Annotated in this window: 17 protein-coding genes and 1 pseudogene; 12 read left to right on the top strand and 6 right to left on the bottom strand. The window is 73.9% G+C overall.

All coding sequences use genetic code 11. The features are described from left to right. The first annotated feature begins 17 nt into the window (after window positions 1-17). From U5640_RS05845 to U5640_RS05825, 5 genes and pseudogenes are all read left to right on the top strand, one after another. Window positions 18-1,010 (top strand): zinc-binding alcohol dehydrogenase, encoded by a 993-nt coding sequence (locus U5640_RS05845; protein WP_340374722.1) that lies wholly within the window; start codon window positions 18-20, stop codon window positions 1,008-1,010. Between the two features lie 116 nt (window positions 1,011-1,126). Continuing rightward, the gene (locus tag U5640_RS05840; protein ID WP_055633342.1) at window positions 1,127-1,525 is read left to right on the top strand and encodes a 6-carboxytetrahydropterin synthase; all 399 of its coding nucleotides are present in this window, start codon (window positions 1,127-1,129) and stop codon (window positions 1,523-1,525) included. Continuing rightward, entirely contained in the window at window positions 1,522-2,730 is a 1,209-nt protein-coding gene (locus tag U5640_RS05835) for a glycosyltransferase family 4 protein (protein ID WP_340374721.1), read from the top strand. The genes U5640_RS05840 and U5640_RS05835 overlap by 4 nt, the downstream gene beginning before the upstream one ends. Continuing rightward, window positions 2,727-3,872 carry a trans-aconitate methyltransferase gene (locus tag U5640_RS05830; RefSeq protein WP_340374720.1) on the top strand — a complete coding sequence of 382 codons (1,146 nt, stop codon included), beginning with the start codon at window positions 2,727-2,729 and terminating at the stop codon, window positions 3,870-3,872. Before U5640_RS05835 ends, U5640_RS05830 begins: the two co-directional genes overlap by 4 nt. Beyond that, window positions 3,872-4,879 (top strand): annotated as a pseudogene (locus U5640_RS05825) (lysylphosphatidylglycerol synthase transmembrane domain-containing protein); the annotation flags it as partial. The gene U5640_RS05830 and the pseudogene U5640_RS05825, both read left to right, overlap by 1 nt. 197 nt (window positions 4,880-5,076) lie before the next feature. On the opposite strand, the gene U5640_RS05820 reads toward U5640_RS05825, so the two are convergent. Further along, complete coding sequence (locus U5640_RS05820; RefSeq protein WP_340374719.1) at window positions 5,077-5,889, bottom strand: creatininase family protein; 813 nt, start codon at window positions 5,887-5,889, stop codon at window positions 5,077-5,079. A gap of 38 nt (window positions 5,890-5,927) precedes the next feature. Between U5640_RS05820 and ribA the strand changes: the two genes are divergently transcribed. The 4 genes from ribA to U5640_RS05800 all read left to right on the top strand — a co-directional run bounded on the left by ribA (window position 5,928) and on the right by U5640_RS05800 (window position 10,129). Continuing rightward, entirely contained in the window at window positions 5,928-6,587 is a 660-nt protein-coding gene (ribA, locus tag U5640_RS05815) for a GTP cyclohydrolase II (RefSeq protein WP_067245904.1), read from the top strand. A gap of 119 nt (window positions 6,588-6,706) precedes the next feature. Next, the gene (locus tag U5640_RS05810) at window positions 6,707-7,852 is read left to right on the top strand and encodes an FAD-binding oxidoreductase (protein WP_340374718.1); all 1,146 of its coding nucleotides are present in this window, start codon (window positions 6,707-6,709) and stop codon (window positions 7,850-7,852) included. After that, a complete protein-coding gene (locus U5640_RS05805) occupies window positions 7,849-8,919 on the top strand; it encodes a saccharopine dehydrogenase (RefSeq protein ID WP_340374717.1) in 1,071 nt (356 codons plus the stop codon). Before U5640_RS05810 ends, U5640_RS05805 begins: the two co-directional genes overlap by 4 nt. Further along, window positions 8,912-10,129, top strand: a complete 1,218-nt coding sequence (locus U5640_RS05800; protein ID WP_340374716.1) for a saccharopine dehydrogenase family protein — start codon at window positions 8,912-8,914, stop codon at window positions 10,127-10,129. The genes U5640_RS05805 and U5640_RS05800 overlap by 8 nt, the downstream gene beginning before the upstream one ends. 3 nt (window positions 10,130-10,132) lie before the next feature. Here the strand turns inward: U5640_RS05800 and U5640_RS05795 are convergent, their stop codons facing one another. From U5640_RS05795 to U5640_RS05785, 3 genes are read right to left on the bottom strand one after another with little or no spacing between them, the layout of a single operon-like run. Next, window positions 10,133-11,362, bottom strand: coding sequence for a serine hydrolase domain-containing protein (locus tag U5640_RS05795; protein WP_340374715.1), 1,230 nt, complete (start codon window positions 11,360-11,362; stop codon window positions 10,133-10,135). 58 nt (window positions 11,363-11,420) lie between these two features. Then, window positions 11,421-12,866: an MFS transporter gene (locus U5640_RS05790; RefSeq protein ID WP_340374714.1), complete on the bottom strand. Its 1,446-nt coding sequence runs from the start codon at window positions 12,864-12,866 to the stop codon at window positions 11,421-11,423. Next, window positions 12,863-13,453: a TetR/AcrR family transcriptional regulator gene (locus tag U5640_RS05785; protein ID WP_340374713.1), complete on the bottom strand. Its 591-nt coding sequence runs from the start codon at window positions 13,451-13,453 to the stop codon at window positions 12,863-12,865. Before U5640_RS05785 ends, U5640_RS05790 begins: the two co-directional genes overlap by 4 nt. 135 nt (window positions 13,454-13,588) lie before the next feature. On the opposite strand from U5640_RS05785, the gene U5640_RS05780 reads away from it, so the two are divergent. Then, window positions 13,589-14,038, top strand: coding sequence for a PPOX class F420-dependent oxidoreductase (locus U5640_RS05780; protein WP_340374712.1), 450 nt, complete (start codon window positions 13,589-13,591; stop codon window positions 14,036-14,038). Window positions 14,039-14,213: 175 nt separating this feature from the next. Here the strand turns inward: U5640_RS05780 and U5640_RS05775 are convergent, their stop codons facing one another. After that, window positions 14,214-15,557, bottom strand: coding sequence for an MFS transporter (locus U5640_RS05775; protein ID WP_340374711.1), 1,344 nt, complete (start codon window positions 15,555-15,557; stop codon window positions 14,214-14,216). Window positions 15,558-15,930: 373 nt separating this feature from the next. After that, window positions 15,931-16,596, bottom strand: coding sequence for a TetR/AcrR family transcriptional regulator (locus U5640_RS05770; protein ID WP_340374710.1), 666 nt, complete (start codon window positions 16,594-16,596; stop codon window positions 15,931-15,933). Window positions 16,597-16,757: 161 nt separating this feature from the next. On the opposite strand from U5640_RS05770, the gene U5640_RS05765 reads away from it, so the two are divergent. Continuing rightward, window positions 16,758-17,636 carry a shikimate dehydrogenase gene (locus tag U5640_RS05765; RefSeq protein WP_340384956.1) on the top strand — a complete coding sequence of 293 codons (879 nt, stop codon included), beginning with the start codon at window positions 16,758-16,760 and terminating at the stop codon, window positions 17,634-17,636. 122 nt (window positions 17,637-17,758) lie between these two features. Next, complete coding sequence (locus tag U5640_RS05760; RefSeq protein WP_340374709.1) at window positions 17,759-19,576, top strand: TIM barrel protein; 1,818 nt, start codon at window positions 17,759-17,761, stop codon at window positions 19,574-19,576. The last annotated feature ends 12 nt before the right edge of the window (window positions 19,577-19,588 follow it).

The following is a 19,588-nucleotide window of genomic DNA, read 5'->3' as shown; positions in this document are numbered from 1 at the left end:
CGTTCAGGAGGATGGCGATGGACCGCAGCGGACGCGCGTTCTGGATCGACGCCCCGGGCCGGGGCGGGATACGGGACGTGGCCCTGCCGGAGCCCGCGAAGGGCGAGGTCGTCGTCCGATCGCTGTACTCCGGGATCAGCCGTGGCACGGAGACCCTCGTCTTCCGCGGACAGGTGCCCGAGAGCCAGCACACGGTCATGCGGGCGCCGTTCCAGGAGGGCGACTTCCCGGCGCCCGTGAAGTACGGCTACCTCAACGTGGGGGTGGTGGAGGAGGGCCCGGCCCGGCTCGTCGGGCGGACGGTCTTCTGTCTCTATCCGCATCAGACGCGGTACGTCGTCCCCGAGACGGCCGTGACGGTCGTACCGGACTCCGTGCCCGCCGGGCGGGCCGTGCTCGCCGGCACCGTGGAGACCGCCGTCAACGCACTGTGGGACGCGAAACCCCTGGTCGGCGACCGGATCGCGGTGGTCGGCGGCGGCATGGTCGGCTGCTCGGTCGCCGCGCTGCTGGCCCGCTTCCCCGGTGTGCGCGTACAGCTGGTGGACGCCGACCCGGCGCGCGCGAAGACCGCCGAGGCGCTCGGCGTCGGCTTCGCGCCGCCCGGGGACGCGCTCGGCGGCTGCGACCTGGTCGTGCACGCCAGCGCCACCGAGCAGGGCCTGACCCGGTCACTGGAACTGCTCCGCGCCGAGGGCACCGTCCTCGAACTGAGCTGGTACGGCGACCGCAGGATCGCGCTGCCGCTCGGCGAGGCCTTCCACTCGCGCCGGCTGGTGATCCGCAGCAGCCAGGTCGGCACCGTCTCCCCGGCCCGCGCCGACCGCAGCTACGCCGACCGGCTCGCGCTCGCCCTCGACCTGCTGGCCGATCCGGCGCTCGACGCGCTCGTCACGGGGGAAAGCGCGTTCGAGGAGCTGCCGGAGGTGATGCCGGGGCTGGCGTCGGGCGAGATCCCCGCACTCTGCCACCGTGTCAGGTACCCGTCGACGACCAGCAGGAGCGCCTGACCTGAGAAAAGAGTGAGATCGCACTGAACACGGGGAAGTCGAGAGCCGTACTACACGGCATCCCCCGGCGGCCAACGGCCGGGGGACCAGACGCGCCGCACCTGGAGGGTCGTCCGTTGTTCAGTGTCACCGTCCGCGATCACATCATGATCGCCCACAGCTTCCGCGGCGAGGTCTTCGGACCCGCGCAGCGCCTGCACGGAGCGACGTTCCTGGTGGACGCCACGTTCCGCCGCGAGCAGCTGGACGACGACAACATCGTCGTCGACATCGGACTGGCCACCCAGGAGCTCGGGGCCGTCGTCAGCGAGCTGAACTACCGCAACCTGGACAACGAGCCCGACTTCGCCGGGATCAACACCTCCACGGAGTTCCTCGCCAAGGTCGTCGCGGACCGGCTCGCCGAGCGCATCCACAAGGGCGCGCTCGGCGAGGGCGCGCGCGGCATCGCCTCGCTCTCCGTCACCCTGCACGAGTCGCACATCGCCTGGGCGAGTTACGAGCGTGCGCTGTGACCGAGGTGACCCTGGCGAAGGCCCCCCTCGCCTACGTGCCCGCCCAGACCGCGGCACCCAAGACCCCCACGGCTCCGACGCCCCGGAAGGCGGGTGACCTCATCCCCATGTCCCTGCGCTCCGTGCACTTCGTCATGCCGGGCGGCGTCTACGACACCGTGAACCCCAGCGGCGGCAACGCCTACGACCGCCGGGTCTGCCTGGACCTGCCGGGCTTCGGCTGGCAGGTCCACAAGCACCTGGTGAACGGCCTGTGGCCGCGCCCGGAGACCGCCGCCCGCACCGAACTGGCGCGCACGCTGGCCGAACTCCCCGACGGCACGGTCGTCCTGCTCGACGGGCTCGTCGCCTGCGGCGTCCCGGAGATCGTGGTGCCCGAGGCGGAGCGGCTGCGGCTCGCGGTCCTCGTGCACCTGCCGCTCGGCGACGAGACCGGTCTCGAACCGCAGGTGGCCGCCGAGCTCGACGCCAAGGAGCGCGCCGTGCTGCGGGCGGTGCCCGCGGTGATCGCCACCAGCGACTGGGCGGTGCGCCGCCTCGTCTCGCACCACGGCCTGGCCCCGGAGAAGGTGCACTGCGCCGCCCCCGGCGCCGACATCGCGCCGCTCGCCTCGGGCACCGACGGTGTCTCCCGGCTGCTGTGCGTGGCCGCCGTGACCCCGCGCAAGGGGCAGCACCGGCTGGTGGAGGCGCTGGCCGCGGTGACCGACCTCAGGTGGTCCTGCGTGTGCGTGGGCGGCCTGACCCAGGACCCGGAGTACGTCGCCCATCTGCGCGGCCTCATCCGCCGCCACGGCCTCGAGGACCGGCTGGAGCTGGCCGGCCCGAAGGCGGGCGCCGACCTCGACGCCGCGTACGCCTCCGCCGACCTGATGGTCCTCACCTCCTACGCCGAGACCTACGGCATGGCGGTCACCGAGGCCCTCGCCCGCGGCATCCCGGTCCTCGCGACCGACGTCGGCGGGCTGCCCGAGGCCGTCGGCCGCGCCCCCGACGGCGGGATGCCCGGCATCCTCGTCCCGCCGGAGAACCCGGCCGCCCTTGCCGCGGAACTGCGCGGCTGGTTCGGCGAGGCGGACGTACGACGCCGGCTGAAGGCGGCCGCGCGCAGCCGCCGGGCGGCACTGAACGGCTGGGCGTCCACCGCCCAGAGCCTGGCCGGCGTGCTGGGCCGGCTTCCCGGCGAACCCCGGAGGGCGGCATGAGGAAGACGACGGCGAGCCCGGCGGACATGGCGCGGCGCGTGGGGGCCATCCCCACCCAGCCGGGCCCGAAGGAGGCCTCCACCATGACGGACATCGTGACCGGCACCATGGCCCACGACGTGACCGGCGTCGCGACCGGCACCGTGGCGCCGGACGCGGCGGACGGCGCGGTCCCGGATGTGACGGACGGCGTGGCCCTGGACGGGCCGGACGGCGCGGCCGACCCCGACGTGGTGATAGCGGGCGCGGGCCCCGTCACCCGCCCCGGCGAGCGGCCCACCGTACGCCTGCGGGAGGCCGGTCCCGAGGACCAGCCCCGGTACGCGCCCGAGTGGCTCCAGCTGCGTGAGCCCGCGGACGCCGCGGCACGCGCGGTGGACCTGCTGGACCCGCTGCGGATCCGGCTCGCGAACCTGCCGAACGGGCGCAGCGGCGGCCTCGCCGTGCACGACCTGGGCTGCGGCACCGGCTCGATGGGCCGCTGGCTCGCGCCCCGCCTGGACGGCGGACAGCACTGGATCCTGCACGACCGCGACCCCTACCTGCTGCACTTCGCGGCCGTCGCCTCGCCGCGCGCGGCCGCCGACGGCAGCCGGGTCACCGTCGAGACCCGGCGCGGCGACGTCGCCCGGCTCACCCCGGACGCCCTGACCGGCGCCTCCCTCGTCACCGCCTCCGCCCTCCTCGACGTCCTGACCCGTGAGGAGGTCGAGACGCTCGCCGCGGCCTGCGCGGGCGCCGGCTGTCCGGCGCTGCTCACGCTGTCCGTCGCCGGCCGGGTCGAGTTCTCCGCGCCGGACCCGCTGGACGAGGAGCTCGCCGCCGCCTTCAACGACCACCAGCGGCGCGGCGGCCTCCTCGGCCCCGACGCGGTGGGTGCCGCCTGCGAGGCGTTCGCCGACCACGGCGCCACCGTCAAGGTCCACCCGAGCCCCTGGCGGCTCGGCCCCGAGCACGCCGCGCTCACCGCCCAGTGGCTGCGCGGCTGGGTCGGCGCGGCCGTCGAGCAGCGCCCCGAACTCGCCGAACGCGCCGAGGGCTACCTCGCGACCCGCCTCACGGCCTGCCAGGCGGGCGACCTCAGGGTCACCGTCCACCACAGCGACCTGCTCGCCCTGGCCCGGCCGACGGGGCGCGTCTGATGAGCGCCGAGACGGCGGGGGCGCGGGCCGGCACGGCCGCGCCCGCCGTGCGGGGCGAGGGCACCCCGGCCGTACGGCGGCCACCGCGTGCCCCGTCGGCGGTGCGCACCGGGCCCGCCGTGTCCGAGGCCCGCATCGGGGTCGTCGTGACCGAGCCGCACCGCCCGCCGTCGGCGTGGCGCAGGGTGTTCGCCTCGCGCGCCCTGCGCACCCACTTCGGGAGCGTCGCCGGCGTCGCCATCCTCACGGTGCTGCTGTGGCGGATGGGGACGGGCGTGTTCCTGGACGGGCTGCGCCGGATCGACCTGCCGACCGTGCTGGTCGCGCTCGGCATCGGCGCCGTCACCACCGTCTTCAGCGCCTGGCGGTGGGCGCTGGTGGCCCGCGGGCTGCGGATCCGGCTGCCGTTCGGCGCGGCGGTCGCGGACTACTACCGGGCGCTGTTCCTGAACGCGGCCCTGCCCGGCGGCATCCTCGGCGACGTGCACCGCGCCGTGCGGCACGGGCAGAGCGCCGGTGACGTCGGGCGCGGTGTACGGGCGGTCGTGCTGGAGCGCACGGCGGGACAGCTCGCGCTGGCCGGTGCGGGCGTCACGGTCCTGCTGGTGCTGCCGTCCCCGGTCATGGGCCGGCTGCGCGGCCTCGCCCCGCTGGTCCTGTTGGCCGGGGCGGGGGCACTCGCCGTCGTGCTCGCGCTGCGCATGAACTCCTCCCGGCCGCGCCCCGCCGGACGCCTGGGCAAGGCGCTGGCCGAGGCGCGCGAGGGGCTGGTGTCGCGGCGCAACGGGCCCGGGGTGGCCGTCTCGTCGCTGGTCGTGCTCGCCGGGTACGTCGCGATGTTCGTCGTCGCCGCCCGGGTGGCCGGCTCCGGCGCCTCCGTGCTCGCCCTGCTGCCGATCGCGATGCTCGCCCTGCTGGCGATGGCCGTGCCGCTGAACGTCGGCGGCTGGGGCCCCCGGGAGGGCGTCACCGCCTGGGCGTTCGGCGCGGCCGGCCTCGGCGCCGACACCGGCCTGTCGGTGGCGGTGGTGTACGGCGTGCTGAGCTTCGTGGCCGCGTTGCCCGGGGCCGTCGTCCTCGTGGTGCGCTGGTACACGGCCGTACGGGCGGACAGGACGGAGACCGGTGAGGCCCCTGAGGCCGCAGACGCCGGTGAGCCTGCTGGGGCCGGTGAGACCGTTTCCGGCCTCGCGGCCGGGGCGGCCTACAGCGAGCCGGTCTCCTCGGAGCCGGTGTTCCCGGAGGCCTCCGAGGTCAGCAGCGAGAAATACGCGCCGAAGGAATCCGCCAGGCTCGCCAGGAGTTCCTTCCCCTTTTCCGCGGACCCCAGGGAAGGACGGCCGATGACGCCCGAATCGGTATAGGCGGACATTCCCAGCGTGAGCAGATGGCGACGGTCGTCCGCGGTGAAATCGGCGGACTCGAAACCGGGCCGGACGAGTTCCGGATGGGCGTGCAGCAGGATCGAGGTCTCGATCTCCCCGGCGTGCATGTCGGTGAGGAGCGAGGTCACCACCCCGGACCGTTCCCGCGCCGCCTCCCAGTCCTCCGGGGCCGGGAAGAGCGCCATCCGCTCACCGCGGGCGGAGGACTCCTGGACCGCGTTGCCCAGGACGTAGTTCCCGCCGTGTCCGTTGACCAGCACCAGGGCCTCGACGCCCGAGCGGCGCAACGACGCCGCGATGTCCCGTACCACCGCGTGAAGGGTCACGGAGGAGATGCTGACGGTCCCCGGCCAGGCCGCGTGCTCGTGCGAGCAGGCGATGGTCACCGGCGGAAGGAGGTGCACCGGGTACGCCCCGGCGATCTCCCGGGCGATGGCGCACGCGACCAGCGTGTCGGTGGCGAGCGGCAGGTACGGACCGTGCTGTTCGAAGCTGCCGACCGGCAGGACCGCCACCTGCGTCGTGACGCCCGCGCCCCGGGAGCGGACGTCCTCGGTGGTGTCCACGGGAAGCAGGCCGTACGTCGCCCCCGCCCCCGCCGTCGCCGCCGTCCCTATCTCCGAACCACTCATCTTTTCCCGGCCTTTCGTCTCCGCTTAGGAATCAGATCATGACAGAGAACATTGGCGTACTCGGCAAGCAGACCGCGCAGCGCACCGGTGTGGAACGCGTGGTGAATGCCCCCTTGCCCACGGTGTACGGGAAATTCCAGGCGGTGGGCTACCTCGACCACGACCGCGGTGACGAACAAGTCGCCCTGGTGTACGGCGAGATCGGCAGCGAGGACGTGCTGACCCGGCTGCACTCGGAGTGCCTGACCGGCGACGCGTTCGGCTCCCAGCACTGCGAGTGCGGCGACCAGCTGGAGTCGGCGCTGCGGGCCGTCGTCGCCGCCGGCAGCGGCATCGTCGTCTATCTGCGCGGCCACGAGGGACGCGGCATCGGCCTGCTGGGCAAGCTGCGCGCGATGGCCCTCCAGGCGGAGGGGCTGGACACCGTCGAGGCGAACGTGGCGCTCGGCTTCCCGGTGGACGCCCGCGACTACAAGGTGGCCGCCGACATCCTGCGCGACCTCGGCGTACGGTCCGTGCGGCTGATGTCGAACAACCCGCGCAAGCGCGAGGCGCTCGTCGACAACGGCATCCAGGTCGCCGAGGAGGTGCCGCTGCTCATCGAGCCGTGCGAGAACAACATCACCTACCTGCGCACCAAGCGGGAGCGCATGGACCACCGGCTGCCGCACCTGGACGCCGTCGCGCACTGGTCCTGAGCGCGCCCGGCCGGGATCCCCGCGCCGCCCGGCGGGTAGGGATCACGACGGTCCGTGCAGGTGACAGCCCCGGCCTCGGTACTCGGGCCGGGGCCGCCGCACAGTAAGGAGCCGCTCGCGTGAACACGCATGCCTCGGTCGTCGTCATCGGCGGTGGAGTGATCGGGACGAGCATCGCCTACCACCTGGCCGCCGCGGGCGTACGGGACGTCCTGCTGGTGGAGCGGGACGACCTCGCCGCCGGGTCGACCTCGAAGGCCGCCGGCGGGGTGCGCGCACAGTTCTCCGACGAGCTGAACGTCCAGCTCGGGGCGCGCAGCCTGCAGGCGTTCGGGCGGTTCGGCGAGGAGTTCGGGCACGACATCGGACTGCACCGGGTCGGCTACCTCTTCCTGCTCTCCACCCCCGAGGAGGTCGCCTCGTTCGAGGCGAGCGTGCGGCTGCAGAACGCGCTCGGGGTGCCCAGCCGCATGATCGACCCCGCCGAGGCCCGCCGGCTCTCCCCGCTGATCACCACCGACGGCTTGCTCGCCGCCGCGTTCTCGCCCGACGACGGGCACTGCACGCCGGAGGCCGTCGTCCAGGGGTACGCCGACGCCGCCCGCCGGTACGGCGCGCGCATCCTGCGCCGGACCGCGGTGACCGGCATCGAGACCCGCGGCGACACCGTCACCGGCGTCACCACCACCCTCGGCCCGATCACCACCGACACGGTGATCTGCGCGGCCGGCGCCTGGTCCCGGTCGGTCGGCGCGATGGTGGGCGTGGACCTGCCGGTACAGCCGCTGCGCCGCCAGATCGCGGTCACCGAGGCGGTGCCCGGACTTCCGCCGGACCTGCCCATGACGATCGACTTCAGCACCACCCTCTACTTCCACTCCGAGGGCCCCGGTCTGCTCGTCGGGATGTCAGACCCCGACGAGCGTCCCGGCTTCGCCACCGACACCCACGACCGCTGGATCCCCCGTCTCGCCGCCGCGCTGGAGCACCGCGCCCCCGACATCCTGGAGCTGCGCCGCACGGGCGGCTGGGCGGGCCTGTACGAGATCACCCCGGACCACAACGCCCTGATCGGCGAGGCGCATACGGTCTCCCGTTTTCTGTATGCGACCGGTTTCTCCGGGCACGGTTTCCTCCAGGGACCGGCCGTGGGCGAGGTCGTCCGCGACCTCTACCTGGGCCGCGTACCCTTCGTGGACGTCACCCCCCTGAGCGCCGGCCGGTTCGCGGCCGACGCCCCGCGTCCGGAGGTCAACTGCGTATGACGGCACCGACCGCCCCCCACCTGTGGCTGCGCCACGAGGCCCGCTCCACCGAACGACGCACCCCGGTCGTCCCCGACGACGCCCGCCGCCTCGTCGAGGCCGGAGCGCGGCTCACCGTCGAGGAGTCCCCGCAGCGGATCTTCCCCGTCGAGGAGTACGAGGCGGTGGGTGCCCGCGTCGCCCCCGCGGGCTCCTGGGTGTCGGCGCCGCCCGAGACGGTCGTCCTCGGCCTGAAGGAACTCCCGGACCAGCCGACCGAGCTGACGCACCGCCATGTCTTCTTCGGGCACGCCTACAAGCAGCAGCCCGGTGCCGCCGGCCTGCTCCGCCGGTTCGCCGCCGGGGGAGGGGCACTGCTGGACCTGGAGTACCTGGTCGACGAACAGGGCCGCAGGCTGGCCGCGTTCGGCTTCTGGGCCGGTTATCTCGGCGCGGCCCTCGCGGTGCTCCACCACCGGGGCCGGCTCACCGCGCCGCTGCTCCCCACCGACCGGGACGCGCTGGACGAGATCCTGCGGCCGCGCCCCGGAGACGGCGAGTTCACCGCCCTCGTGGTCGGTGCCCTGGGCCGCAGCGGCCACGGCGCCCGTGCCGCGCTCGCCACGGCCGGTGTCGGCCCCACCTGCTGGGACCTCGCCGAGACCCGGGACCTCGACCGCCGCGCACTCCTCGACCACGATCTGCTCGTCAACTGCGTCCTGGCCACCACCCCCGTGCCGCCGTTCGTGCGCGAGGAGGACCTGGACGACCCGGCCCGCAGGCTGCGCACCCTCTCCGACGTCACCTGCGACGTCGGCTCCCCCCTCAACGTCCTGCCCGTCTACGACCGCACCACGGAGTGGACGGACCCCGTGCGCACCCTGCGCAAGGAGCCCCCGCTGGACCTGATCGCCATCGACAACCTGCCCTCGCTGCTGCCGCGCGAGTCCAGCACCGACTTCTCGGCGGCCCTGCTGCCGCAGCTGCTGGAACTCCCCACGGGGGACGCATGGGCGCGCTGCCTGGCACGGTTCCGCCGGGCGGGACGTGAACTCGGCATCGAGGGACGGGTGTTCGGCGATGAGTGAGGCGGTGGTGGTTCCCGCGAGCGGTGCCGTCCACTGGGTGGGCGCCGGACTGTCCACGGGCAGTGGGCTCGCCGACCTGTGCGCACGCACCGACGGCGTCCGCCTCTGGCACCGTACGGCGGACCGCGCCGCCGAGGCCCTGGACCGGCTGGGAATGACCGGACGCGCCGCACCCCGCGCCTACACGCTCGACGCGCTCACGGCCGCACTCGCCCCCGGTGACGTCGTCGTGTCGATGCTGCCCGCCCCGGACCACGCCCCGCTGCTCGCCGCCTGCGTCGCCCGGCAGGCCCATTTCGCCTGCTCCAGCTATGTCTCGGACGCGGTGCTGGAACAGGTCCCGGCGGCCGCGAAGTCGGGTCTGGTCGTCCTCACGGAGGCCGGGCTCGACCCCGGGATCGACCACCTCTTCGCCCACGCCCTGGTGGCCCGCGCACGGGAGGCGATCGGCGCGGACACGGCGGCCTCGTACCGCCTCACCTCGTACTGCGGAGGCATCCCCGCGGTCCCCAACGACTTCCGCTACCGCTTCAGCTGGGCTCCCCTCGGAGTCCTCAACGCCCTGCGCTCTCCAGCCCGTTACCTCGAGGGAGGGGCCGAGACCGTCGCCGTCCGGCCCTGGGAGGCGACCCGGCGGCACGTCGTCGACGGAGAACCCTTCGAGGTGTACCCCAACCGGGACAGCGTGCCCTTCGTCGAGCAGTACGGGCTGCCGCCGGCCTGGAGAGCGGACGGGTTCGTGCGCGGGACCCTGCGCCTGGACGGCTGGCTGCACGCCTGGCAGCCGGTGTTCGAGGAGCTGAAGGCGGGCGACGACTCCCGCATCGCCGCGCTGGCGCGGGAGTTGGCGGCCGCCTACCCGACGACGGACACCGACCGTGACCGGGTGGTCCTCGAGGTCTCCCTGGAGGTGTCCCCCGAGGTCTCGTCCGCCTCCCCTGCGGTGGACACGGGGGCGGCGGCCGGCTCGGCCGGGGGCGGGGGCGCGTCCTGGTCGGGGAGTTACCTGCTGGACCTGGTCGGTGACGAGGCGGAGAGCGCGATGGCGCGGTGTGTCTCGCGCACGCTCGCGCTCGGCGTGCGGCAGATCCTGGCCGGCGCGCTGCCGCCGGGGCTGAGCCGGGCGGCCGAGACGGCGGCCCGGTCGGCGCGCTGGCTCGATGAACTGGCGGCGGAGGGACTGGAGTTCACCCGGACCGGGGACGGCTGACGGTCAGTCGAGCACGGCCTCGTGCACCAGCCGCTTGAGATCGGGGTACAGCTTCAGCGACCTCCTCGGCCGCACCTGCGTCAGGAACTGCACGCTCAGGTCGTGCTGCGGGTCGATCCAGAAGGTGGTCGTGGCGACACCGCTCCAGCCGTAGGTGCCGAGGCCCGCCGGGGCCTGGGTGCGGTCCGGGTCGACGACCACGGACACGCCCAGGCCGAAGCCGACACCGTCGTTGCCCGGCTCGTCGTGCGCCGGACGGCTGCCGAAGGCGCGCAGGTCCGCCCCGCCGGGGAGGTGGTTGCGGGTCATGAGGTCCACGGTCTCGGGGGCGAGCAGCCGCACCCCGTCGAGTTCGCCGCGGCGGCGCAGCAGCTCGCTGAAGCGGTGGATGTCGTATGCGGTCGCCACCATACCGCCGCTGCCCGACAGGAAGCGGGGGCGGCCGAACAGGGGCAGTCCGGCGATCGGTTCGATGCCGCCGCCGTCGGTGCCGCCGTACAGCTCGGCCAGCCGGGGCGCCTGCTCGTCGCTGACCTGGAAACCGGCGTCGGTCATGCCCAGCGGGCGCAGGATCCGCTCGGCGACGAACTCGTCGAGGGGCTGCCCGGAGACGACCTCGATGATCCGGCCGAGGACGTTGGTGGACACCGAGTAGTTCCACTGCGTGCCCGGCTCGAACTGGAGCGGCAGCCGGGCGTACGCCTCCACGGTCTGGGCCAGGGTGGAGCCGGGCAGCACCGCGGACTCCAGCCCGGCCTCGCGGTACAGGGCGTCGACGGGGTGACAGTGGTAGAAGGCGAACGTCAGGCCCGAGGTGTGGGTCATGAGATGCCGTACCAGCAGCGGCTGTTCCACCGGGCGGGTGGTGAGGCCGGCGCCCGAGCCGCCCGCGTAGACGCGCTGGCCGGCGAAGGCGGGGAGGTGGTCGGCGACCGGGTCGTCGAGTCGCAGCCGGCCCTCCTCCACCAGTATCAGGGCGGCGACGGAGGTGACCGGCTTGGTCATCGAGTAGATCCGGTACAGGGTGTCGGCCTCGACGGGCAGTCCGGCGGCGATGTCACGGTGGCCGTGCGTGGTCAGGTGCGCGACGCGGCCGCCCCGGGAGACCGCCAGGAGGAAACCGGGCAGCCGCCCCTCGTCGACGTAGTGGGCGACGTGCTGGTCGAGGCGGTCCAGCGCCTTCGCGTCCAGTCCGACCTCGCTCGGGTCGGCCTCTTGTCGCAGCAGTGCCATCGTTCTCCTCCGGTGCGTTCGTGCGAGGTGCGGTCCGGGGTGCCCCTCCGGCACGACCTCAGTGCTCATGGTCGCCCAGGGAACGGGCGTACGGACCGCTTTCCACGCCGTGAGCGGTGTGGGGTGTGTCGCTTCGGCCGGCCACCGGGCCGGCACGGGTGAGGGCGGGTGCGTCGGTGTGGTCGGGCCCGGGAGAGCCGGAGGAGCCGGTGGGCGCGGGGCGTCCCGGCAGGGCACGGCAGACCGGGAGCGCCGCGAGGGCCGCCACGCCCAGCACGGCCATCGGGGCCCGGTCCGGACCGAGGCCCATCAGCACGGCCGCCGCGGCGACGCCCAGCACCGGCCCGACGTTCATCGCCGTCTGCTGGAGGCCGCCCGCCACCCCCGCCGACGCTGCGGGAGTCTGCCGTACGACGACATGGGTGGCCGCCACCATCACGGTGCCGAACCCGGCGCCCACCAGCGCGAACCCGGCGGCGAAGGCCGACTCCCCCGGCGCCCGGGCCAGCACCACCAGACCGGTGCCGAGCACCGCCGTCGCCCCCGTGACCGCGGCCCGCGCACCCGCCCGGCGCAGCAGCACCGCCGACACGGGCGCCGCCCCGATCAGGCACACCGCCAGCGGCAGACTGAGCAGCCCGCTGCGCAGGGCGGTCAGCCCGAGGCCGTCCTGGAGGACGTAGACACAGGCGAAGAGGGCGCCGTGGAGAGCGGCCGAGGCGGTCACCAGCAGGGCGATCGCGCCGCGGACCGCGGAGGAGCAGGCGACGTCCGGCGGCAGCAGGGGTGCGGGCGCCCGCCGCTCGTGCCGGACGAAGGCGACCGCGGCGAGCAGCGCGGCCGGCGCGGACCAGGTCGCGCCCGGGAGGGTGACGAGGGTGTGCACCAGACAGGCCAGTGCCACGGCGAGCAGCAGGGCGCCGGGGACGTCCAGCGGGGTGCCGGACGGAGGCCGCCGCTCCTCCCGCGCGGCCAGGGCGAGCACACCGAACAGCAGCGTGGGCACCACGTTCAGCAGGAACACGGCCCGCCAGCCGAACGACGTGGCGAGCGCCCCGCCCACCACCGGCCCCGCCGCGGCCGCCACCCCGATGGCCGCCGTCCGCACGGCGATCGGCGTGCGCAGCCGGTCCGGCGGGAACGACGACCGCAGCATCCCCAGCGTCGCCGGTTGCAGCAGCGCCCCGAACACCCCCTGGACGACGCGCAGTCCGATCACCCAGCCCACGCCCGGCGCCACCGCGATGCCCGCCGAGGCGGCGCCGAAGCCGAGCATGCCGACCCCGAAGGCACGGCGGTGCCCGTACCGGTCGCCGAGCCGCCCGGCGAACACCAACAGGCCCGCCACGGCCACGAGATACCCGGTGCTCGTCCACTGCGCCCGGGCGAGCGAGGCGTGCAGGTCATGACGCAGGACCGGCTGGGCGACCGTGAGCACGGTGCCGTCCAGGGCGACGACCACGGCACCCGCCACGCTGCTCGCCAGTGTCAGCGGACGGTTCACCGGCCGCCCTCCGGCCCCAGGTGCGCGTCGAACGCGGTCCGGAGAAGGGGCGTGAAGTCGGCTGCCCCCGTGGCGAGTTGGAGGCTGCCCCACCCCCACAGCTGGGCGATGCCGTGCAGGTTCGCCCACAGCGCACCCGCGACCGCACGGGCGTCGGCGCCGGGACGGGCCCGGCCCACCAGGTCCACCAGGACGCCGAACAGCGGGAGACTGGTGTCCCGCAGCCTCAGATGCCCGCTCTCCAGCAGATCATGACGGAACATCAGCTCGTACATTCCGGCGTTGTCGAGGGCGAACTCCAGATAGGACTGCCCCAGTTCGGTGAGCTGGGCGCGCGGGGCCGCGTCGCCGTCGGCGAGCGTCGCCGTCACCCGGATCCCCAGCTCGGTGAAGCCGCGGCGGGCGATGGCCGACAGCAGTTCCAGATGGGTGGGGAAGTATCGGCGCGGCGCACCGTGGGACACGCCGGCCCGGCGGGCGATCTCCCGCAGGGTCAGCGCACCGGCCCCTTCCCGGGCGACCAGATCCACGCCGACGTCGACGAGACGGGTCCGCAGGTCGGGGTCCGGCTTCTCGGATTCGCTCATAGACACTGTCTACCACTGGTGGGTAGACAGTGTCTACGGCGGAGGCCTGCGGCTCTCCGGGGTGCGGCGACGGAGTGCGGGCAGGGGAGTGGGGGCGGGGGAATGCGCCGCGGAGGTGCGCCGGTTGTACGGAGCATGACTCGGGACACGAAGGGTCCCGCCCTGCTCGCCCTGCTCTCCGAGGGCCGCAGCGGCGTACTGGTCACCCTCAAGCGCGACGGCCGCCCCCAGCTGTCGAACGTCAGCCACCACTACTACCCGGACGAGGGCGTGATCCGGATCTCCGTCACCGACGACCGCGCCAAGACCCGCAACCTGCGCCGCGACCCCCGCGCCTCCTACCACGTCACGACGGCCGACCGCCGCGCCTACACCGTGGTCGAGGCCGTCGCCGACCTCACGCCGGTCGCCGCCGACCCCTACGACGCCACCGTCGAGGAACTCGTCCGCCTCTACCGCGACGTCCTCGGCGAACACCCCGACTGGCACGACTTCCGCACCGCCATGGTCCGCGACCGGCGCCTGGTCGCCCGGCTCAGGGTGGAACGGGCGTACGGCATCCCCCGGCCGTCGGACGCCGGCTGACGGCACCCGGTGGCACTCCACGGGCCCTGACGGCGTACGACGGTATGGGCGTGGGGACGGTATGGGCGTGGGGACGGTATGAGCGTGCGACGGTACGACGGCACGGCCGAGCCCCCGGGGCCGTGGTGGCGTCCGGGGGCTCGTGAGTCCGGGGGCGGGAGGTGCGGTCAGGCGGTCAGGCGGTGACCGTCTCCGGCTGGGGGACCTCGCGGGCGCCCCGCTCGCCCAGCTGCTCGGTGGGGATCCTCGCGGTCTCCCGGGCCGACAGTGCCGCGATCACCGGCGGCACGCACAGCGCCGCCGTGAACAGGGCGACCGAGGACCAGTCGTCCCCGCCCGGGCCGGCGATCTGCGCCGCGAAGGTGACGGCGAAACCGGCCACGGCGAAACCGATCTGGGTGCCGATCGCCATGCCCGACAGCCGCACCCGGGTCGAGAACATCTCGCCGTAGAAGGAGGGCCACACACCGTTCGCGGCGCTGTAGACGACGCCGAACGCGACGATGCCGAGAACCAGGATCAGCGGGTAGGAGCCGGTGGAGATCGCCCACAGGTACCCGAACATCGCCACCGCGCTGCCCACCGCGCCGATCAGATACACCGGCCGGCGGCCGATGCGGTCGGAGAGCGTGGCCCACGCCGGGATGGCGCCCAGCGCGACCAGGTTGGCGAGCGCGCCGACCCACAGCATCGAGGAACGGTCCATGCCCACCGCGTCACTCGTCGCGTACGCCAGCGCCCACACGGTGAAGATGGTGCTGACCGAGGCGATCAGCGCGCCCCCGATCACCCGCAGTACATCCGCCCAGTGCTCCCGCAGCAGCACCGCCAGCGGCAGCTTCACCACCTCGCCGGTGGCCTGCTGCGCCTCGAAGGCCGGGGTCTCCTCCAGCTTCCGCCGGATCACATAGCCGACCACGGCGACGCCGATGCTCATCCAGAACGGCACCCGCCAGCCCCACGACAGCAGCTGGTCCTCGGGCAGCGCCGCGACCGGGATGAAGATCAGGGTGGCCAGCAGCTGCCCGCCCTGGGTGCCGCTCAGGGTGAAGCTGGTGAAGAAGCCGCGCCGGTGCGGCGGCGCGTGTTCGAGCGTCATGGAGTTGGCGCTGGCCTGCTCGCCGGCGGCGGACACGCCCTGCAGTACACGGCACAGGACCAGCAGGACGGGGGCGAGGGTGCCGACCTGGGCGCGGGTGGGCAGACAGCCGATCAGGAACGTCGACACGCCCATCAGGATCAGCGTGAACACCATGATCTTCTTGCGGCCCAGACGGTCCCCGAAGTGCCCGAGGAAGAGCGCCCCGACCGGCCGGGCCGCGTAGGCGACGCCGAAGGTGGCCAGCGACAGCAGGGTCGCGGTGGCCGGGTCCGACTCGTCGAAGAAGACCTTCGGGAAGATCAGCGCGGCCGCGCTGCCGTAGATGAAGAAGTCGTAGTACTCCAGGGCGCTCCCGATCCACGCCGCGGTCGCGGCTTTCTTCGGCTGGCCGGGGGGTGCTGCGGCGGGGACGGACACGGCGTGCTCCTTCGGGGGACTCCAACGTACGCAGGAGGGGGACAAAAGGGGAGAAGGGCCGGATCCCTGGGGTGCGGGGCGGCTGCGCCGGGTAGATCGTCCCGGCTAATTAACCCACTGGGTAGTTAGTAGCGGATGGCCAGTGATGTTGCGCCGTTGTTTCGCCGCTGTCAATAGGTCTCGGGGGAAGTGGGTGGGGCGGCGGTATGCGATCTGCCGTATGCGGGCTGTCGGCTATCGCCGACTGCCGTCTTGCTGCAGTCGACTGTGGACCGCCGACCGCCGACCGCCGACCGCCGACCGCCGACCGCCGACCGCCGACCGCCGACCGCCGACCGCCGACCGCCGTAGGTCCGCGGTCGGCGGCCCGGTCTCAGCCCCCCGCCCGCTCCGCCGTCAAATAGGCGATCACCATGTCCCCGAGCATGGTCCGGTAGTGCTCCCGCTGCGCCGGATCCACCAGGTCACGTCCGAACAGCGCCCCGAAGGTGTACCGGTTGGCCACCCGGAAGAAGCAGAACGAGCTGATCATCGCGTGCAGGTCCACGGCGTCCACCTCGGCGGTGAACAGCCCGGACTCCCGGCCCGCGGCGAGGATGCGGCGGATGACGTCGAGTGCGGGGGAGCCGATCCGGCCGAGTGCCTCGGAGGCGGCGATGTGCTCGGCCTCGTGGATGTTCTCGATGCTGACCAGCCGGATGAAGTCCGGGTGCTGCTCGTGATGGTCGAAGGTCAGCTCGGCCAGGCGCCGGATCGCCGCCACCGGGTCCAGGTGCTCGACGTCGAGCTGTTGCTCGGCCTCGCGGATCACGCCGTACGCGCGCTCCAGCACGGCGGTGAACAGCTGCTCCTTGCCGCCGAAGTAGTAGTAGATCATCCGCTTGGTGGTGCTGGTGCGGGCGGCGATGTCGTCGACGCGGGCGCCGGCGTAGCCGACGCGGGCGAACTCCCGGGTCGCCACGTCCAGGATCTCGGCCTGGGTCCGGGCGGCGTCGCGCGTGCGCCCGTTGGGTCGTGCCGGTTCGTCGACGCTGGTCATCGGGTTCCTTCGGGCGGCGTGGCTGCGGTGCAGCGATTCTAGGAGCCGTTCCCGTCCCGCGAGGCGAGAGGGGCTTCCCCGCGGGGCCGACAGGGTGCTATGACTAACTCACCAGTTCGTACATTAGCCAGCCGCTCAGGAGGTCCTCCGTGACCAAGGACGTGACCAAGGACTCGTATCTCGTGGGTCTGATCGGTTCCGGGATCGGCCCCTCGCTCAGCCCGGCGCTGCACGAACGGGAGGCCGACCGGCAGGGGCTGCGCTATCTCTACCGGCTGATCGACCTCGACGTCCTCGGGGCCGCGCCGCAGGCGGTCGGCGACCTGGTGCGGGCCGCCCGCGACCTGGGCTACGACGGGCTGAACATCACCCACCCGTGCAAGCAGCTGGTCATCGAGCACCTCGACGCGCTGTCCCCGCAGGCCGAGGCGCTCGGTGCGGTCAACACGGTCGTCTTCGAGGGCGGCGGCCGGGCCGTGGGCCACAACACCGACGTCACCGGCTTCGCCGCGTCGTTCGCCCGAGGGCTGCCGGACGTCCCGCTGGAGCGGGTCGTGCAGCTCGGCGCGGGCGGCGCGGGCGCGGCCGTCGCGCACGCCGCGCTCACCCTCGGCGCCGGCCGGGTCACCGTCGTTGACGCGCTGCCCGAGCGGGCCGAGCGGCTCGCCGCCGCCCTGAACCGTCACTTCGGCGAGGGCCGGGCCGCCGCGTCGGGACCCGACCGGCTGCCCGGGCTGCTCGCGCACGCCGACGGCGTCGTCCACGCCACCCCCACCGGCATGGCCGCCCACCCCGGCCTGCCCTTCGCCGCCGCGCTGCTGCGGCCGGAGCTGTGGGTCGCCGAGGTCGTCTACCGTCCTCTGGAGACCGAACTGCTGCACACCGCCCGCGCCCTCGGCTGCGCCACCCTCGACGGCGGCGGCATGGCCGTCTTCCAGGCGGCGGACGCGTTCCGCCTGTTCACCGGGCGGGAACCCGACAGCGCGCGCATGCTCGCCGACATCGCCGAACTGGCCGGCGCCGTCCCCGCCCCCAAGTAGCCACGGCCTGCCTCCCTGCCCCCTGTCTCCCTGCCCCTGCCTCCCCGTCTCCCCGCCCCGGCAGTCCCGCCGCCGCCCCGCCCCCCCCGCGAAGCGACCAGAACGAACCATGAGGTGCCCAGGTGCGTACGTCCATCGCCACCGTCTCCCTGAGCGGAACCCTCACCGAGAAGCTGGCGGCCGCCGCCCGCGCCGGCTTCGACGGCGTCGAGATCTTCGAGAACGACCTGCTCGCCAGCCCCCTCACTCCCGAGGACGTCCGCGCCCGCTGCGCGGACCTCGGGCTGACCGTCGACCTGTACCAGCCGATGCGCGACGTCGAGGCCGTCCCCGAGGCCGAGTTCGCCCGCAGTCTGCGCCGCGCCCGCCACAAGTTCGAGCTGATGGGCCGGCTCGGCGCGGACACCGTCCTGGTCTGCTCCAGCGTCTCCCCGCTCGCCGAGGACGACGACGCCCTCGCCGCCGAGCAGCTCGCCCGGCTCGCCGACCTCGCCCAGGACTTCGGCGTCCGGGTCGCCTACGAGGCGCTCGCCTGGGGGCGGCACGTCAGTACGTACGACCACGCCTGGCACATCGTCGACACCGCCGGCCATCCCGCCCTCGGCACCTGTCTGGACAGCTTCCACATCCTGTCCCGCGGCTCCGATCCCAAGGGCATCGAGGACATCCCCGGCGACAAGATCTTCTTCCTTCAGCTGGCCGACGCCCCGCTGCTCGGCATGGACGTGCTCCAGTGGAGTCGTCACCACCGCTGCTTCCCGGGGCAGGGCGGATTCGATGTGGTGGATCTCGTACGCCGTGTACTGCATACAGGATACGAAGGCCCGCTTTCGCTCGAAGTCTTCAACGACGTCCTCCGCCAGGCCGAGGCCGGCCCCACCGCCGTCGACGCGCGCCGCTCCCTGCTGCTGCTCCAGGAGGAACTCGGCGTCGCCGCCCTCCCCGCCCCGGTCACCCCCACAGGGATCGCCTTCACGGAGCTGGTCACCCCCGACGCCGAACCCGTCGGCGCGCTCCTGGGCCGCCTCGGCTTCGCCCGCACGGCCCGCCACCGGAGCAAGCCCGTCGACCTCTGGGAGCAGGGAGACGCCCGGATCCTCGTCAACACCGGACCGGCCGCCCTGACCCCCTCCCGGCTCCGCTCGCGCGGCGGGACCCCCGCCGACGGCACCACGCTCGCCGCGATCGGCCTGGAATCCCCGGACCCGGCCGCCGCCGCCCGCCGCGCCGAGGCCCTCCTCGCCCCCGTCCTGCCGCGCCGCCGGGCCGCCGAGGACGCCCCGCTCGACGCCGTCGCCGCCCCCGACGGCACCGAACTCTTCCTGTGCGCCACACACCGCCCCGGCCTGCCCGACTGGCGCGCCGACTTCGAGGACGACCCGCACACCACGGCACCCCCCGGCGCGCTGCGCGTCGACCATGTGGCGCTCACCCAGCCCTGGCACCAGTTCGACGAGGCCGTCCTCTTCCACCGCGGCGTCCTCGGCCTCGACGCGCAGGAGAGCGTCGACGTCGCCGACCCCTACGGGCTGCTCCGCAGCCGGGCCGTGACCAGCGGCGACGGTGCCGTACGCTTCCCGCTCACCGTCGGCGCCGCCCCCGGTGACGACACCGCGCACGCCCGCCACATCGCGCTGGCCACCGACGACGTGGTCGCCGCCGCCCGCCGCTTCACCGCGGCCGGCGGACGTCTGCTGCCGATCCCCGCGAACTACTACGACGACCTCGCCGCCCGCTTCGAGTTCGCCGACGGGGAGCTGGAGACCTACCGGGAGCTCGGCATCCTCTACGACCGGGACGCGCACGGTACCTTCCGGCACTGCTACACCCGCACCGTGGGCCGCGTCTTCTTCGAACTCGTCCAGCGCGACGCCGGCTACCGGGGCTACGGCGCCGCCAACGCACCGGTGCGGCTCGCCGCACAGCACACCGCCCGCTGACCCGCCGCCGGC

Source organism: Streptomyces sp. SS7 (assembly GCF_037993025.1).
Lineage (GTDB): Bacteria > Actinomycetota > Actinomycetes > Streptomycetales > Streptomycetaceae > Streptomyces.
Note: the sequence above shows the minus strand (reverse complement) of the source record. Positions and strands in the feature narration are given on the sequence as shown.